Source organism: Flintibacter hominis, assembly GCF_014287965.1.
In the GTDB taxonomy this organism is placed as follows: domain Bacteria; phylum Bacillota; class Clostridia; order Oscillospirales; family Oscillospiraceae; genus Lawsonibacter; species Lawsonibacter aceti.
Genome location: NZ_JACOPO010000010.1, coordinates 40,697 through 55,902, shown reverse-complemented (window position 1 = coordinate 55,902; position 15,206 = coordinate 40,697). Strand labels below are relative to the sequence as shown.

The 15,206-nt window shown below is 58.8% G+C and carries 17 protein-coding genes; 3 read left to right on the top strand and 14 right to left on the bottom strand.

Annotation, left to right across the window (positions count from 1 at the left end; genetic code table 11):
* Nucleotides 1-243: 243 nt before the first annotated feature.
* From uvrA to pyrE, 11 genes are all read right to left on the bottom strand, one after another.
* Nucleotides 244-3,069 carry an excinuclease ABC subunit UvrA gene (gene uvrA, locus H8S11_RS12295; protein WP_186853315.1) on the bottom strand — a complete coding sequence of 942 codons (2,826 nt, stop codon included), beginning with the start codon at nt 3,067-3,069 and terminating at the stop codon, nt 244-246.
* 13 nt (nt 3,070-3,082) lie between these two features.
* Entirely contained in the window at nt 3,083-3,928 is an 846-nt protein-coding gene (locus H8S11_RS12290) for a DUF3788 family protein (protein WP_147570887.1), read from the bottom strand.
* Nucleotides 3,925-4,245, bottom strand: coding sequence for a TfoX/Sxy family protein (locus H8S11_RS12285; RefSeq protein WP_186853314.1), 321 nt, complete (start codon nt 4,243-4,245; stop codon nt 3,925-3,927). The genes H8S11_RS12290 and H8S11_RS12285 overlap by 4 nt, the downstream gene beginning before the upstream one ends.
* Before the next feature lie 13 nt (nt 4,246-4,258).
* A complete protein-coding gene (gene ybaK / locus H8S11_RS12280) occupies nt 4,259-4,747 on the bottom strand; it encodes a Cys-tRNA(Pro) deacylase (protein ID WP_340405289.1) in 489 nt (162 codons plus the stop codon).
* Nucleotides 4,748-4,765: 18 nt separating this feature from the next.
* Nucleotides 4,766-5,467: a TraX family protein gene (locus H8S11_RS12275; RefSeq protein WP_243201047.1), complete on the bottom strand. Its 702-nt coding sequence runs from the start codon at nt 5,465-5,467 to the stop codon at nt 4,766-4,768.
* A 10-nt stretch (nt 5,468-5,477) separates the two neighbouring features.
* Nucleotides 5,478-5,684: a hypothetical protein gene (locus H8S11_RS13995; protein WP_240286912.1), complete on the bottom strand. Its 207-nt coding sequence runs from the start codon at nt 5,682-5,684 to the stop codon at nt 5,478-5,480.
* A 134-nt stretch (nt 5,685-5,818) separates the two neighbouring features.
* Nucleotides 5,819-6,229, bottom strand: a complete 411-nt coding sequence (locus tag H8S11_RS12265) for a hypothetical protein (protein WP_186853312.1) — start codon at nt 6,227-6,229, stop codon at nt 5,819-5,821.
* Nucleotides 6,230-6,249: 20 nt separating this feature from the next.
* Complete coding sequence (gene uvrB, locus H8S11_RS12260; RefSeq protein ID WP_186853311.1) at nt 6,250-8,217, bottom strand: excinuclease ABC subunit UvrB; 1,968 nt, start codon at nt 8,215-8,217, stop codon at nt 6,250-6,252.
* Nucleotides 8,218-8,332: 115 nt separating this feature from the next.
* Nucleotides 8,333-9,046, bottom strand: coding sequence for a JAB domain-containing protein (locus tag H8S11_RS12255; protein WP_147570891.1), 714 nt, complete (start codon nt 9,044-9,046; stop codon nt 8,333-8,335).
* 5 nt (nt 9,047-9,051) lie between these two features.
* Nucleotides 9,052-9,327, bottom strand: a complete 276-nt coding sequence (locus tag H8S11_RS12250; RefSeq protein WP_186853310.1) for a PF20097 family protein — start codon at nt 9,325-9,327, stop codon at nt 9,052-9,054.
* 185 nt (nt 9,328-9,512) lie between these two features.
* Nucleotides 9,513-10,187: an orotate phosphoribosyltransferase gene (pyrE, locus tag H8S11_RS12245; protein WP_147570893.1), complete on the bottom strand. Its 675-nt coding sequence runs from the start codon at nt 10,185-10,187 to the stop codon at nt 9,513-9,515.
* Between the two features lie 228 nt (nt 10,188-10,415).
* Between pyrE and H8S11_RS12240 the strand changes: the two genes are divergently transcribed.
* The 3 genes from H8S11_RS12240 to H8S11_RS12230 all read left to right on the top strand — a co-directional run bounded on the left by H8S11_RS12240 (nt 10,416) and on the right by H8S11_RS12230 (nt 13,362).
* On the top strand, nt 10,416-11,603 hold the full coding sequence (locus H8S11_RS12240) for a sensor histidine kinase (protein ID WP_186853309.1): 1,188 nt from the start codon (nt 10,416-10,418) through the stop codon (nt 11,601-11,603).
* On the top strand, nt 11,596-12,303 hold the full coding sequence (locus H8S11_RS12235; RefSeq protein WP_147570895.1) for a response regulator transcription factor: 708 nt from the start codon (nt 11,596-11,598) through the stop codon (nt 12,301-12,303). Before H8S11_RS12240 ends, H8S11_RS12235 begins: the two co-directional genes overlap by 8 nt.
* A gap of 501 nt (nt 12,304-12,804) precedes the next feature.
* Nucleotides 12,805-13,362, top strand: coding sequence for a hypothetical protein (locus H8S11_RS12230; RefSeq protein WP_147570896.1), 558 nt, complete (start codon nt 12,805-12,807; stop codon nt 13,360-13,362).
* A 187-nt stretch (nt 13,363-13,549) separates the two neighbouring features.
* On the opposite strand, the gene H8S11_RS12225 is transcribed toward H8S11_RS12230, so the two are convergent.
* From H8S11_RS12225 to H8S11_RS12215, 3 genes are read right to left on the bottom strand one after another with little or no spacing between them, the layout of a single operon-like run.
* On the bottom strand, nt 13,550-14,266 hold the full coding sequence (locus tag H8S11_RS12225) for a sigma-70 family RNA polymerase sigma factor (protein ID WP_186853308.1): 717 nt from the start codon (nt 14,264-14,266) through the stop codon (nt 13,550-13,552).
* On the bottom strand, nt 14,263-14,700 hold the full coding sequence (gene spoIIAB, locus H8S11_RS12220) for an anti-sigma F factor (protein ID WP_147570898.1): 438 nt from the start codon (nt 14,698-14,700) through the stop codon (nt 14,263-14,265). Before spoIIAB ends, H8S11_RS12225 begins: the two co-directional genes overlap by 4 nt.
* 40 nt (nt 14,701-14,740) lie before the next feature.
* Nucleotides 14,741-15,046, bottom strand: a complete 306-nt coding sequence (locus H8S11_RS12215) for an STAS domain-containing protein (protein WP_147570899.1) — start codon at nt 15,044-15,046, stop codon at nt 14,741-14,743.
* Nucleotides 15,047-15,206: the final 160 nt, after the last annotated feature.

Genomic DNA, 15,206 nt, shown 5'->3' with positions numbered 1-15,206 from the left:
TGGGGGCTCTGGCGGCGGCGTTATCTCAGCAGCTTTTTCAGATACTGCCCGGTGTAGCTGGCCGGACAGGCCGCCACTTCCTCCGGCGTGCCGGTACACACAATGGTCCCGCCGCCGTCGCCCGCTCCCATCCCGGCGGGCCGGGATGGGGGCTCTTATCATTAAAATCCTCGGCGGAAATGAATTCCGCCTCCGGAAATTCTCCGCCTTCGGCTCCGAATTTTGGGGGCTCTGGCGGCGGCGTTATCTCAGCAGCTTTTTCAGATACTGCCCGGTATAGCTGGCCGGACAGGCCGCCACCTCCTCCGGCGTGCCGGTACACACAATGGTCCCGCCGCCGTCGCCCCCTTCGGGGCCCAGGTCGATGATATGGTCGGCGGTCTTAATGACATCCAGGTTGTGCTCGATGACCACCACCGTGTTCCCCCCCTCCACCAGCCGCTGGAGGACCTCAATCAGCTTGTGGACGTCGGCGGAGTGGAGGCCCGTTGTGGGCTCGTCCAGGATATAGATGGTCTTGCCCGTGGATCGCTTGGACAACTCAGTGGCCAGCTTGACCCGCTGGGCCTCGCCGCCGGACAGCTCGGTGGAGGGCTGGCCCAGCTTCACATAGCCCAGCCCCACTTCCTCCAGGGTTTTCAGGCGGTTATAGATGCGGGGCAGATTTTCAAAGAAGGGCAGGGCCTCATCCACCGTCATCTCCAGCACCTCGTAGATGTTCTTGCCCTTGTAGCGCACCTCCAGCGTCTCCCGGTTGTACCGCCTGCCCTTGCACACCTCGCAGGGGACATAGATATCGGGCAAAAAGTGCATCTCGATCTTGATGAGCCCGTCGCCGGTACAGGCCTCGCACCGGCCGCCCCTGGTGTTGAAGGAGAATCGTCCAGGGCCATAGCCCCGGCTTTTGGCGTCGGGGGTGGAGGCAAACAGGTCCCGGATATCGTTGAACAGGCCGGTATAGGTGGCTGGGTTGGAGCGGGGCGTGCGGCCAATGGGGGACTGGTCGATGTTGATGACCTTGTCCAAAAACTCCTCCCCCTCGATGCGGTCGTGCTTCCCAGCTCTGGTCTTGGTCCGGTTCAAATCAGCTCCCAGCTTCTTAAACAGGATCTCGTTGACCAGGGAGGATTTGCCCGATCCGGATACCCCGGTAACACAGGTAAAGGTACCCAGGGGAAACTCCACATCCACGCCCCGCAGGTTGTTCTCCCTGGCCCCAAATATCTTCAAATACTTCCCGTTCCCTCTCCGGCGCTGGATGGGAACGGGGATTTTTTTGCGGCCGGACAGGTAGTCCCCGGTGATAGAGCCTGGGGTGTTCATGACCTCCTCCGGGGTGCCGGCGGCCACGATCTGGCCGCCATGAACTCCTGCGCCGGGACCCACGTCGATGATATAGTCTGCCTCCCGCATGGTGTCCTCGTCGTGCTCCACCACCAGCAGGGTGTTGCCCAGGTCCCGCAGCTCCTTCAGGGTGGCAAGCAGCTTGTCGTTGTCCCGCTGGTGCAGACCGATAGAGGGCTCGTCCAGGATATACAGCACCCCCATGAGAGAGGAACCGATCTGGGTAGCCAGCCGGATCCGCTGGCTCTCGCCGCCGGACAGGGTCCCCGCCTCCCGGCTGAGGGTCAGGTACTGCAAGCCCACGGAGCGTAGAAAGCCCAGCCGGCTTTTGATTTCCTTGATGATCTGGGCGGCGATCATGGTCTGGGTGGGATTCAGCTCCAGCCGCTCCATGAAGTTCAGGGCGTCGCTGACGCTCTTGTGGCAGTAGCTGTCGATATCCAGCCCTCCCACAGTGACGGCCAGGGACTCCTTTTTCAGCCTGCGCCCCTGGCAGGTGGGGCAGGGGCACTGGGACATACACTCCTCCAGCTCCCGCTTCATACCGTCGGACTGGGTCTCCCGATAGCGGCGCTCCAGATTGGTGACGATGCCCTCAAAGGGCTGGTACAGGGTGCCCTGGCCCCTGGGCTGGTCATAGTGGAGGGTCAGCTTTTCCCCGCCCGTGCCGTAGAGGATAACGTCCAGCACCTCCTTCGGCAGGTCCTTGATGGGGGTGTTCAGCTTGAACTTATATTTCTTGGCCAATGCGTCAAAGTACATCCGGGAGATTCCGTCCGACTTGATGTTGTTCCAGCCAGAGGCGGTGATCCCCCCCTCGACGATGGATAGATTCTTGTTTGGCATGATGAGGTCCGGGTCGATCTTCATTTGGGAGCCCAGGCCCATACAGGTGGGACAGGCCCCAAAGGGATTGTTGAAGGAGAACATCCGGGGGGTGAGCTCCTCAATGGATATGCCGCAGTCCTCACAGGCGTAGTTCTGGGAGAACAGGATATCCCGGTCTTCCCCCACCACGTTGATGACCACCAGGCCCCCCGCCAGGTTGGAGGCGATCTCCACGCTGTCGGTAAGCCGGCGTGTGATATCCTCCCGAATGACCAGCCGGTCCACCACGATCTCAATATCGTGCTTCTTGTTTTTCTCCAGCTTGATCTCCTCGGACAGGTCATAGGTGATGCCATCCGCCCGGCAGCGGACATAGCCCGACTTCCGGGCATCCTCAAAAACTTTGGCGTGCTCCCCCTTCTTTCCCCGGATCACAGGAGCCATGACCTGGATACGGGTGGCCTCCGGCAGGGCCAGCACCTGGTCGATAATCTGGTCTATGGTCTGCTGACGGATCTCCTTGCCGCAGATGGGGCAGTGAGGCGTGCCCACCCTGGCCCACAGCAGCCGGAGGTAGTCGTAGATCTCGGTCACCGTCCCCACGGTGGAGCGGGGATTCTTGCTGGTGGTCTTTTGGTCGATGGAAATAGCCGGGGACAGGCCGTCGATGTAGTCCACATCCGGCTTCTCCATCTGGCCCAGAAACATCCGGGCATAGGAGGATAGGGACTCTACATAGCGGCGCTGCCCTTCGGCGTAGATGGTGTCAAAAGCCAGGGAGGATTTACCCGACCCGGACAGTCCGGTGAGCACCACCAGCTTGTCCCTTGGGATGGACACGTCGATATTCTTCAGGTTGTTCACCCGTGCGCCTTTGACAGTAATATGAGTATGCATGATCTGGTTCTCCTTATTGTTTCCCTTTGGGCGGTCCGGCCTTCAGCAGGACCAGCCGTCGGACATCCTCCAGCTGCTCCTCCCGCTTCACATCCAGCACCAGCCACTTGCCGCCGTTGAACAGCGGGGTATTCTCAAACACGGTTTGAAAGGCCGGGGAAAAGGTGGGCAGCAGGGCGTTCAGTTCCTCCATCTGCTTTGCCCCCACCGTCACCAGGGCGGTAAACCAGCCCGCCCGGATGTAGCAGGCGCACAGGGCCCCGGATCCCTTTTTATACTTCACGTTCCAGCCACGATCCATGGAACACCCGCTGAACTCGATGGCGGGCTTCACCCCGTAAGTGTTCTCCATCCAGCTCTGGAGCCGGAAAAACAGTGGACTGCCTACCCAGCGGGCGATTTCATCCATGTTGGGCTGAATGTTCCGGGGAAATGCCGCATCCCAGGGAGTCGAAGGATCCAGTCTCATTTCCTCCGGTCGGGGCTCCCGGGCGAAGCGGACCAGGTCCTCCCGCACCGCCCCCCATTTCCGGTAGTTTTCCCGGCCCTGGCGCAGGGTCATGCCGCGGTTCTCATCGCTGGGGTCGTCCTCGCCGGGATCAAACAGGTCGTTCTCCCAGAAGCACACCGGACAGATATAGGCCAGGGCCTCCTCTTTGGGCACGGGGAAGGTAAGAAATCCGCAGCAGGGGCAGGGATAAATTCCCGCCGGCTCCTCTGGCTCCGGCTCAGGAGCCGGGCTCGGCCCGGACTCCTCCAGCACCGTCCAGCCCCCCTCCTCCGATTTTCCCAGCAGGAGAAACCCGTTTTCAGCGGTGGGGAGGTATTGGAATTTTTCCCTGTCTGCTTGCTCTCTCATGTCTGCTTCCTCCGTTTCCTGGGCGGTTGACTGTTTGGGGACACCAGCTCCGCCGCCCGGCGCAGGGTTTCCCCGTCGTCCGGGTCCAGGACATAGTGGGGCTTGGCCCCCTCATAGGGGGCGGCGGAGGGGCGGTCTCCCAGCAGCCCTTCCACACAGGGGAGCATCTTGACAAAGGGGGTGTCGTCGCACACCAGCAGCACAGGCCTGTCGTTGAGATACACCATATACTCTCCGAACATCTTGCGGGAGCGGACTTCCCCCGTTCCCTCCAGCTGTTCGCAGAGATAGGCAACAAATTCAGGGCTGGTAGACATAGTCTTCTCCTTTTCAAACAGTCAGATCGGCGGTCTCCGCCCCAACCAGCCCAATCAGGTCTGTGGGGGAAAGCTCCACCTGACAGCCGATTTTACCGGCGGACACGATAATGGTGTCCAGAATCTCCGCTGTCTCATGGAACACCGTGGGGTACTGCTTCTTCATACCGATGGGCGAGCAGCCCCCGTGGACATAGCCTGTCAGGGGGAGCAGCTCCTTCTGGTGGAGCATGGCGACGGACTTTTCCCCTACCGCCTTGGCCGCTTTTTTCAGGTCCAGGCTGTCGGCCACTGGGATGTCAAAGACATACAAGGCACCGGACGCCCCCCGGGCCACCAGCGTTTTGAACACACACTCCGGATCCCGGCCTATGATCCCGGCCACCGTCACCCCGTCCACCGCCTCCCCCTCTTCGTGGGGATAGGTGTGGGGGGTATAGGGGATCTCTTTTTGGTCCAAGATCCGCATCACATTGGTTTTTTCATCCTTCTGCTTTGCCACGGGATCGCCTCATTTCTCTTACAGTATGTAGATCCACAGCACAGCCAGGATCAAAATATGGACGGGATAAAAGGCATAGCAGAAATATTGGAATCCCCGCCCGCCGGGCCCTCGCCGCCCGTTATACATCCAAATAGGGAGCAAGGCCAGCACGGCCAGCCCCTGCTGCGGGAAGGAGAACTCCAGTCCTCCCAGAGAGATTGGAAACTGCATCCCGCCCATCAGCACGCCGTTGATGATCCACAGCCCAGCCAGCTCCGCCAGCCAGCCAAAGGGCAGCTCCCGGCACACCCAGAACAGCAGCACCGTCAGCACCCCCAGACCGCCGTAGTCCACCATAGACAGCTGGCCCAGAACATAGCCCAGCCAGCAGGCCACTCCAAGGGTCAGATAGCGCCAGAGACCGCCTTTTTCCGCCCCAGCCCGGGTCAGACGCAGCATCAGCAGGGCCAGACAGAAGGTGAACAGCACGTTCTGATGGAAGGGATAGATCACATTCCCCCCGTACATCAGATTAAAGGGGATCTCGGAGATCAGGGCAAACAGAAAGATCCGCCCCAGATATCCTTTGAAATGATGGGTGCGGGCAAAGCCCTCCGCAATCTGGAAGGCAAAGATGGGAAAAGCCAGCCGGCCTATACTGGTCATCCACGCGGCCCCGGGAATCACTGTGGCCCACATATGGTCACACAGCATCAGCGCCATCGCCAATAGTTTCAAATGCAGGGAATTAAGGCATTTCAGCCGGTTGAGCACGGTCATTTTCTCTCTCCATATCACAGTAGTAGCGGTCCTCCCGCCATTTGGCGGGATTGGTGTCGATGTATTGCCAGATGCGTCGATAGTCCCGGTCGTTGCGGATGATGTGGTCGTAATAATCATCCTGCCACACTGGTTCATCCCACGCTACGGTGACAGAGCGTTTTAAATAACGCACCAGCATCGGCCCCTACGGCAGTCCCAAGTGTATGTCTCTTTCCGCGGGTGCAAATCGTGATGAAATAATACCCCGGTCGGCCATAGTCGCAATCGGGCAGGCGGTTTTGTTTGCGCCTGGGCATGACCATTGGCTCATCCCCTCAAACATTCACGCAGGCCGTCCAAAAAGGGTCCCAGGGCGGTCTGATCCCCTGTAAATTCAAATTTGAGGCTTTGGATCCCATACACACCAAACAGCGTACCGCTGACCTGAACATGGCCCATGCGGTCCAGATCGAAGCACAGCCTGCCTCCGTAGGAAACATCTTTAATCTCAGCGTGTTTCCCCTGGAGATGATTCATCTCATCCAGTTGACCCACAAAGTTCCTGACCTCTTCGATCCCGCACATCCAAGAGCCGGTGCCGACATATTCTTCCTCGCTCTCTCCGTAATTGTCCTCGCCATTGGAGCACACACGAACCTTGAACTCGGTGCCGTAGGGATCGTTACTTTCCCGGTCATTACACCAAAAATCGAATATCTCCACACAGTTTCTACCCATAGAAAATTTTGCGCTCACGGTTATTTCCCCCGCAGCTCGATGATCTGGTCCCGCAGGGCGGCCGCCAGCTCGAACTCCAGCATCTTGGCAGCCTCGCGCATCTCTTTTTCCAGACGGGCGATCCGCTCTGCCTTCTGCTGTTTAGTGAGGCCCTGGACCTCGCCCTTCTTCTCCGGGGTATCCTCCCCTTCGGCAGAGATATCCAGCAGAGCCCGCACCGATTTGATGACTGTCTTGGGTACGATGCCGTGGGCCTTGTTGAAGGCGTCCTGCTTCTCCCGCCTCCGCTCCGTCTCGTCCATGGCCCGGCGCATGGAGGGTGTGATGGTGTCGGCGTACATGATGACCATGCCCTCGGCGTTTCGGGCCGCCCGGCCGATGGTCTGGATGAGGGAAGTCTCGCTTCGGAGAAATCCCTCCTTGTCCGCGTCCAGAATGGCCACTAAGGACACCTCAGGCAGATCCAGCCCCTCCCGCAGCAGGTTGATCCCCACCAGCACATGGAAGGCACCCAGGCGCAGATCCCGGATAATTTCCATGCGCTCCATGGCATCGATGTCGTGGTGCATATAGCGCACCTTGATCCCCGCCCCCTGGAGATAGGCGGTCAGATCCTCCGCCATCCTTTTGGTCAGGGTGGTGACCAGCACCCGCTCGTTCCTGGCGGTACGCTGGTTTATCTCGCCGATCAAGTCGTCGATCTGGCCCTCTACGGGACGGACCTCAATGCGGGGATCCAGCAGACCGGTGGGCCGGATGACCTGCTCCACAATCTGTCCGGAACGGGTGCGCTCGTACTCCCCAGGGGTAGCGGATACATAGACCACCTGGTTGACCCGCTGCTCAAACTCCGGAAATTTCAGCGGCCGGTTGTCAAAGGCGCAGGGCAGGCGGAAGCCGTAGTCCACCAGGGTGGTCTTGCGGGCCCGGTCCCCATTGTACATGGCCCGCACCTGGGGCAGGGTGACATGGCTCTCGTCGATAAACAGAACGAAGTCTTTTGGGAAATAGTCCAGCAGGGTATGGGGAGGCGAGCCGACGGGGCGGCCTTCAATCACCCGTGAGTAATTCTCAATGCCTGAGCAGTAGCCCAGCTCCTGCATCATCTCCACGTCGTACATGGTGCGCTGCTTGACGCGCTGGGCCTCAATGAGCTTGTTCTCCGATTCGAAGAAAGCCACCCGCTCCTCCAACTCCTTGTAGATCTCCTGGATAGCGGCGTCCATCTTCTCCTTGGGAGTGACATAGTGGGTGGCAGGCCAGATAGGGATATTGGTCAGCCGACGGATGGGGGTGCCGGTGACCACATTGATCTCGCTGATGCGGTCGATCTCGTCCCCGAAAAACTCCACCCGGATGGCCGTGTCCTTCCAGTAGGCTGGCCAGATCTCCACCGTGTCTCCCCGGACACGGAACATATTGCGTTCAAAGGCGATGTCGTTGCGCTCGTAGCGGATGGCCACCAGCTTTTTCAGCATCTCGTCCCGCTCCATCTGGGCACCCACCCGGAGGGAAACCATCATCTTCTCAAAATCCTCCGGCTCGCCCAGGCCGTAGATGCAGGACACCGAGGATACCACGATCACGTCCCGCCGCTCCAGCAGGGAGGCGGTGGCGGACAGGCGGAGACGGTCGATTTCCTCATTGATGGCGGAGTCCTTTTCAATAAACGTATCCGTATGGGGGATATAGGCCTCCGGCTGGTAGTAGTCGTAGTAGGATACGAAGTATTCCACCGCGTTGTTGGGAAAAAACTCCCGGAACTCGGCGCACAGTTGGGCGGCCAGAGTCTTGTTATGGGCCAGTACCAAGGTGGGACGCTGGACCTTCTCGATGATCTTGGCCATGGTGAAGGTCTTGCCCGAGCCGGTCACTCCCAGCAGGGTCTGCTCGTCCAGCCCCATCTCGATCCCCTGGGCCAGAGCCTGAATGGCCTCCGGCTGGTCGCCGCTGGGGGTATATTCTGAAACCACTTCAAATTTGGGCATTCCCTTCACCTCGCCAGTAGTCTATACAGATTACTCCTCATTATATCAGAACATTTGTTCCAACACAAGAGTTTTTCGCTCCTCCCACCGTTTTTGCAGGGGGAGGAGCGGGTACTTATAACAGCTGATACATGGGACGGCCCTGCCGGCGCTCTGTCTCCATCAGGGACACCACGTCCCCGTCCACGAAGATCAGATGGTCCTCCAGCGTCACCCCAGCGGGCAGCAGGGCGCTGCGGATGACATCAGTGGCCTGCCAGTCGGCGTCGGAGGGAAGGGCCAGATTGCTGATGTGGTTATGGGCCAGATACAGCCTGGAGGCACGCAGACCCACCGCCTCCTCCAAAATACGCCGGATATTGATGTCACAGGCAGAGATGCTGCCCTCTGACACCAGTCGGACCCCCAGGGCCTTTCGCTTGCTGTCCAGGAAGAGGCCATAGACCATCTCGTTTCTCGCCCCAAAAAAATAGGGACCCAGGAGCTCCTCAGCCTGGTGGATGCTGTTGATAATCTTTCCCAGGTCGCTCCTGTCCATCTGGTAGCGCCTGCCCAGAGCGGGGATAAGCCGCAGCAGAAGCGCGGTGTGCTCCCCCACCCCCAGCACCTTTGTCAGCTCGTCCACCGAGGCATCCAACACCCCGGCCAGAGAGCCAAAGCGGTCGATCAGGTCGTGGGCGATGGCGTTCACATCCCCCTGGGGAATGGCGTAAAACAACAGCAGCTCCAGCACCCTGTGGTCCGGCCAGCCCTCCAACCCACGGGTCAGAAATTCTGTTTTCATCCGCTGCCGGTGGCCGGCATGGCGGTGCTTTCCTTGTTCTGCCATGGGACCTATTCCTTTCCCTCAGTACCTTGCCCCTCAACCTGGGACATCAGCTCCCCATAGTCTACCAGCATTTTTTTACATATCCCGCACCAGAACGCACTTGGCCGCTGTGCCCACACAGCGCCAAAGGACTCCGGAGGCAGCAAAATGGCGTGCTTTTTCTTCAGGACAGCCTTGGTCCAGAGCTTGGGAGGCACCTCCCCGGCCGGTAGAATATAGCTGTCTCCCCGGTCGTGGAACGTCCCTTCCAGCATTGATCCGCCACAGTATGGACAGTTCATTCCAGCACCTCCAATCAAAGGCTCTCTCAGCCCTTGGCTCCGTACTCTGCCAGGTACGCCTCCATTCAAAATGCGGGTTTTCTCCTGCGGGAAAAACATATGCGCTTCGCACACCGCATTTTCAGGGGGGACCAGTTACCCCCTGATGCCCCCCATGCTCTCCAAGGGGACGGGGGGTTATAGGTTTATGCTTTGGCCCCGTACTCCGCCAGGTAGGCTTCCATTTTAGCCTTCATCTCGTCGTCAATATAGACTTTGCCATCCACAGGGTTATTATGGAGGAAGGCGATGACCTCCCGGACGGTAACGATGGGGTAAACCTGGATACCATAGTCCTGGCGCAGCTCATCCAGGGTGGAGCAGTCCCGGGTGCCCCGCTCCATCCGGTCCACCGACACGAACAGGGCCTTCATGTTGACCTTGGCCACATGCTTAAACAGCTCGATAGACTCCCGGACGGCGGTGCCAGCGGTGACCACGTCCTCAATAATGGCCACATCATCTCCGTCCTGTGGCTTGTAGCCCACCATGGAACCACCCTCGCCGTGGTCCTTGGCCTCCTTGCGGTTGAAGCAGTAAGGCAGGTCCCGGTCATAGTTCCGGTACAGAGAGGCCGCGGCGGACACCGCCAGAGGGATCCCCTTGTAGGCGGGGCCGAACAGGCAGGTGATTCCCTCCGGCATATGCTCCTGAATGCAGGCGGCGTAGTAGTCTCCCAGCTTGGCCGCCTGGGCCCCGGTCTTGTAGTTCCCGGTGTTGACGAAATAAGGGGTCTTCCGTCCGGACTTCGTGGTAAAATCCCCAAAGGTAAGCACGCCAGAGCGCACCATAAATGTGATAAATTCCTCTTTGTATGTCATCGTTTCGACCTCTTTTCTCCAGTTTGCCCGGCACAGGCCGGAAATCGTATTATTATATCATTTTTCCTCCCCAGATACAAGAAATCGCCGTCTTTTTTCATCCGGATTTTTCTTCGGCTTTTTTACAGTGTCTGTACTTTACGGTTCGGGCCAGGTTTGATATAATATTTTTGCCCAATGCCTCCGCTCCTCTGTGGCGGCAGGGTCCCGGAAGGAGAGAGAATGGACATGTCCGCCCTGACGCAGCGATGCAAAGCCCTCTTTGGCTATATGGACCAGTTGGTCCACCGAATACCTTCGGTCCCCCGGGATATCCTAACCACTGCTCTTCTGCTGTACGCCGCCTACTGGACCAGCGGCATTCTGATCTCCCACACTGGCGGGGAAAACAATTCCGCCCTGGTATTCGTGTTGGCAGTGGTGTGCATCTCCTTTTTTACCACCGGCTATGCCTATGGGATCACCGCCTCCATCATAGGGACCTTCTGCATCAACTACTTTTTTATGGTCCCCTATTCCGCCTTTTCCTTGAGCCATACGGGTTACCCGGTTGCCATGCTGTCCATGGTGGCTATCTCCTGTATCGTGTGCGCCCTTACTTCCCGGGTCAAGCAGCAGGCCATTGAGGCTGTCCGCCGGGAAAAGAACACCAAGACCCTCTATGAGATGAATGAAAAGCTCAACGCAGAAAAAGCGGCCATCCAGTTACAGTCCGCCAGGGAGACGATCCGGGGCAACATCCTCCGGGCCGTGTCCCATGATCTGCGCACCCCTCTGACCGCCATCTCCGGCGCCGCCTCTGTCCTTCTGTCCAGCGAGGACATCCTCCGGTCAGAAAAAAACGCCTCCCTTGCCAACGATATCAAGGCAGACGCTGATGCTCTGATCGTCATGGTGGAAAATCTGCTGTCCGTCACCCGAATTCAAGACGGCACCATACCCCTGAAAAAGCGGGAGGAGATGCTGGAGGAGGTGGCGGGGGACGCCATTCTGACCACCCGGCGCCGGTTCCCCAACTGTCATGTGGATCTGGAGCTGTCCGAGGATATCTTATACCTACCTATGGAGCCCATGCTCATCAAGCAGGTGATGGTCAACCTGCTGGAGAACGCGGTCCGCCACTCCGGCAGCCAGTCCGGCATCCTGCTCAATCTGTTCCGTCAGGACGAGTGGGCAGTGGTGGAGGTCCGGGACCACGGCAAAGGACTGCCCCCGGAGGTGTGTCAGGCCGTCCAGTCTGGCCGGCCTCTGTCCCGAGATCTGAACGGGGATTCCACCCGCGGGATGGGCATTGGTCTGTCTGTCTGTCAAAGCATCATCAAGGCCCACAACGGCTTTTTTGCCGCGGGCAACGCCCCGGAGGGCGGAGCGGTGATCCGCTTCGGCCTCCCCATGAAGGAGTCTGACCATGAATGAAAAACGACTGATCCTGGTCATCGAGGACGAGCACGCCATCAGCAACTTTATCTGCCGCGCGCTGGCCGCCAATGACTATAAGGCCATCCCCGCCTCCAGCGGCAAGGAGGGGCTTTCCCTGTTCTTCTCCCACAGCCCCGACCTGGTCCTGCTGGACCTGGGACTGCCCGATATGGACGGGCTGGAGGTGCTGGAACAGCTCAGCGACCTGCCCCGAGAGGTCCCTGTCATCATCATCTCCGCCCGTGACCGCGAGTCGGAGAAGGTTCGCGCTCTGGACATGGGGGCGGATGATTATGTGGTAAAGCCCTTCGGCGTGTCCGAGCTGCTGGCCCGTATCCGCACCACGCTCCGCCGGGCGGATCGTTTGAAGATGTCCCAGGGCGCCCAGAGGGACGTGTATCAGGTCCAGGACCTTGTGGTGGATATCACGAAGCACCAGGTGCTGTTAGCAGGAGAGCAGATCCACTTCACCCAAAATGAATTCAAGATTTTGGAGCTGCTGTGCATTCACGCCGGGAAGGTGCTCACCTACGATTTTATTTTGGAGCACGTCTGGGGGCCCTACGGCGGCAACAATAACAATCAGATTCTGCGGGTCAACATGGCCAATATCCGCCGAAAGCTAAAGGAGGATCCCTCCAAGCCCAAATATATCCACACCGAGCTTGGCATTGGCTACCGTATGCTGGAGGATTGACCCCACCAGCAGAGCAGGCAGACCTTAGAGCAGCCCCGGAGCGGGTCTCTCCCTCCGGAGCTGTTTTTGTCCCCCGACGGTGATTAACGGTTTCTTTACATCTTCCTTTCTTTCATTTACACCCATTTCACTCCCCCGATGCTATAATACAGGTAGGAGCTATTCCCACGCGAAGGCAGACAGTGAATACTTCTCTGCCCGCATCATCCGGGTTTCCTCACTTTTCCCGGACCCTTTCTCTCTCCGGCTGACGCCCCTTTCTCTCTCCCGAAAGCGGTCTGTCAGCCAGCACACACGGACAGCCGCTTCCGCCAAAGCCGGCTGTCCACCTAATATTGGGCCCCCGGTTTCACAGTATGGGACCGGGTTTTTTTTATTGCCGGAGAGGCGTAAATGCCTCCTTGTCAACTTTTTAATCTGGACCTCCTTTTCGTTAACACCCATTTAATTTCTTCTCTGCTATAATCAGGATACAAACAACACAAGGAGGCAATGTACATCATGGACACCCGTTTGAAAAACATCCTCTGGGAAGGAGAAGAAGTCCGCTGGTCTGGCCGCCCCAAGCCCTTCTCCCTGTTCGATCACGACAGCAAAAATTCGATTCTGCTCACCTGGATCGTTTCCGCCCTGGTTCTGGCAGCAGTCATTGTCCTGATGGTCTTCAGCTCTATTACTGGCACCCGCTCCTTCACCGATGTCCTTATTATGGCCATCGTAGCCCTGTTTCTACCTGTGGCCCTCTCCGCTCGGCCCTTCATGGATAAAAAGTGCCTGGAAAAGAACACGCTCTATGCCATCACCAATTTCCGCATCATCGCCTTGGTCAAGGGTGAGGTGATGTACCTCCCCCTGGTCAAAGGGATCAAGACCGCCGTTCAATCCCACGAAGATGGCTTCGGCAGCCTTCGCTTCGGTGAGCTGGTCGGCAAGCCCGCCAAGAAAAGCCGTGACCACGCCGTGATTGGCATGCGAAATGTGGACAGCAGAGAAGATATGGCCGGTCTGATGTTCTATCACATCGATCAGCCCGGCCAGCTGCTTCGTTATCTAGCTTGATGTCCGGCGCTCCCCTCTCCCACTTTGCCGGACAATTCTTCCCTTATTTGGCCTTGGGATGATCTTCTTCTCTCCTTTTCATCCCCTATCCGGCCAAACCCTTTTGGACAGTCCCTCCTCTCCCTGGGACTGTCCTCTCTTTTTCAAAAAATGACCCAGGCCTTTGGGCCTGGGTCATTTTTCCTTTTTATGGGACCAATTCCTGACGTAGGCGGTCCAGCGCCCGACGCTCCAACCGGGATACCTGGACCTGAGACACGCCCAACACCCGCGCCGTCTGAACCTGGGTCATTCCTCGGTAGTACCGCAGCAGCAGCACCTGCTGTTCCCGCTCCGGCAGGGTGGAAAGGGCAGTGCGGAGTGTGAGCCGCTCCACCAGCCCTTCCTCTTCGCCTCCGGCAGTAAGCAGGCCCTCCAGGGTCAATCCCCCATCTCCGGTTTCCGCCTGAAGGGAGATAACAGGTTCCGCCGCGGTCTCCGCCGAGGCAATCTCCTCCGGGGACAACCCGGTGTCCTGGGCCAATTCAGACAGGGTTGGCTCCCGGCCCAGTCGGGTGGAAAGCTTACTCCTGGCATTCCGGACTGACATCCCCCGCTCCTTCAGCCCCCGGCTCACCTTCACCGGCCCGTCATCCCGAAGGAATCTCCGGATCTCTCCGGCGATCTTGGGGACCGCGTAGGTAGAAAACTGAGTGCCATAGGACTGGTCAAAGCCGCGGACCGCCTTCAGAAAGCCCAGGCACCCCAACTGATATAGGTCGTCCGGCTCCACACCTCGGCCGTAATACCGCCGAACTACGCTCCAGATCAGACCGTTGTTCTCCTCCAGCACCTGTTCACAGGCCCGGCTGTCCCCATTTCGGGCCGCTTCCAGCAGATCCAGGTCGGAGAGAGTGCCGCTCACCGCCCAGCCCGGCGGGCGATCTTCCGCCGCATGGTCACAGTGGTCCCCTTACCGGGGGCAGAGCGGACCTTCAGCGTGTCCATAAAGCTCTCCATAATGGTGAAGCCCATTCCGGACCGCTCCTCGTTCCCTGTGGTAAACAGTGGTGTCCTGGCCTGGTCCACATCAGCGATCCCCACTCCCCAGTCCCGGATGACGATTTCCAAGCTGTGATCCTCCCGCAGACGCAGCTTCATGGCGATTTTGCCAATGGTGTCTGGATAGGCGTGGACGATGGCGTTGGTCACCGCCTCGCTGACCGCGGTCTTCACGTCGTTGACCTCCTCCAGCGTGGGGTCAAGCTGGGCGGCGAAGCAGGCCGCCGCCGCCCGCGCGAAGCCCTCGTTGGCGGAGCGGCTGGGAAATTCCAGATTCACATGATTTTCAATTTTCATATTATGTAGGTCCTCCTTCGTGCAGGGCGGGCCGCCCCCTCTATTCAAATCGGATGATACGCTGGAGGCCGGCGGCCCGGAACACCTTTTCCGCCTGCCCCGGCGTGTTGATCACCCGCATGGCTCCTCTCACCTGGCCCATCCGGCGGTGTGCCCGCAGCAGCACGGCGATGCCGGAGCTGTCGGTAAAGGTCAACCCTCCCAGGTCCAGAGTCAGTTCCCTGGGCAGTGCGGCGTCGATCCTCCGGTCCAGCTCCTCCATCACCGCTTTGGCCCCATGGTGATCCAGCTCTCCCGTCACCGCCGCGGTCAGCCGGCGCTCCTCTTCAGTGCAGTTCACAGGCATTTCTTGTGGCTCCTTTCCAGGGGAAGGCAGACGGCCGCCCCTATGTCCCAGATGGTTTGATTATAGGACAGGCCCTCTGTCATATCCTGCCTCTTTCTGTCTGTTGACAGTATTTCCCTCCTTTTCCGTTGTCATTCCTTCCCTATCTTTTGGGGTAAAA

Excerpts from the sequence above, each read along its gene's own strand:
- H8S11_RS12215 (WP_147570899.1), bottom strand. The coding sequence starts at position 15,046 with ATGCCTGTGAACTGCACTGAAGAGGAGCGCCGGCTGACCGCGGCGGTG.
- H8S11_RS12240 (WP_186853309.1), top strand. The coding sequence starts at position 10,416 with ATGTCCGCCCTGACGCAGCGATGCAAAGCCCTCTTTGGCTATATGGAC.
- H8S11_RS12265 (WP_186853312.1), bottom strand. The coding sequence starts at position 6,229 with ATGGGTAGAAACTGTGTGGAGATATTCGATTTTTGGTGTAATGACCGG.
- spoIIAB (WP_147570898.1), bottom strand. The coding sequence starts at position 14,700 with ATGAAAATTGAAAATCATGTGAATCTGGAATTTCCCAGCCGCTCCGCC.
- H8S11_RS12250 (WP_186853310.1), bottom strand. The coding sequence starts at position 9,327 with ATGAACTGTCCATACTGTGGCGGATCAATGCTGGAAGGGACGTTCCAC.
- uvrA (WP_186853315.1), bottom strand. The coding sequence starts at position 3,069 with ATGCATACTCATATTACTGTCAAAGGCGCACGGGTGAACAACCTGAAG.
- uvrB (WP_186853311.1), bottom strand. The coding sequence starts at position 8,217 with ATGCCCAAATTTGAAGTGGTTTCAGAATATACCCCCAGCGGCGACCAG.
- H8S11_RS12230 (WP_147570896.1), top strand. The coding sequence starts at position 12,805 with ATGGACACCCGTTTGAAAAACATCCTCTGGGAAGGAGAAGAAGTCCGC.
- H8S11_RS12235 (WP_147570895.1), top strand. The coding sequence starts at position 11,596 with ATGAATGAAAAACGACTGATCCTGGTCATCGAGGACGAGCACGCCATC.
- H8S11_RS12255 (WP_147570891.1), bottom strand. The coding sequence starts at position 9,046 with ATGGCAGAACAAGGAAAGCACCGCCATGCCGGCCACCGGCAGCGGATG.
- H8S11_RS12290 (WP_147570887.1), bottom strand. The coding sequence starts at position 3,928 with ATGAGAGAGCAAGCAGACAGGGAAAAATTCCAATACCTCCCCACCGCT.
- pyrE (WP_147570893.1), bottom strand. The coding sequence starts at position 10,187 with ATGACATACAAAGAGGAATTTATCACATTTATGGTGCGCTCTGGCGTG.
- H8S11_RS12285 (WP_186853314.1), bottom strand. The coding sequence starts at position 4,245 with ATGTCTACCAGCCCTGAATTTGTTGCCTATCTCTGCGAACAGCTGGAG.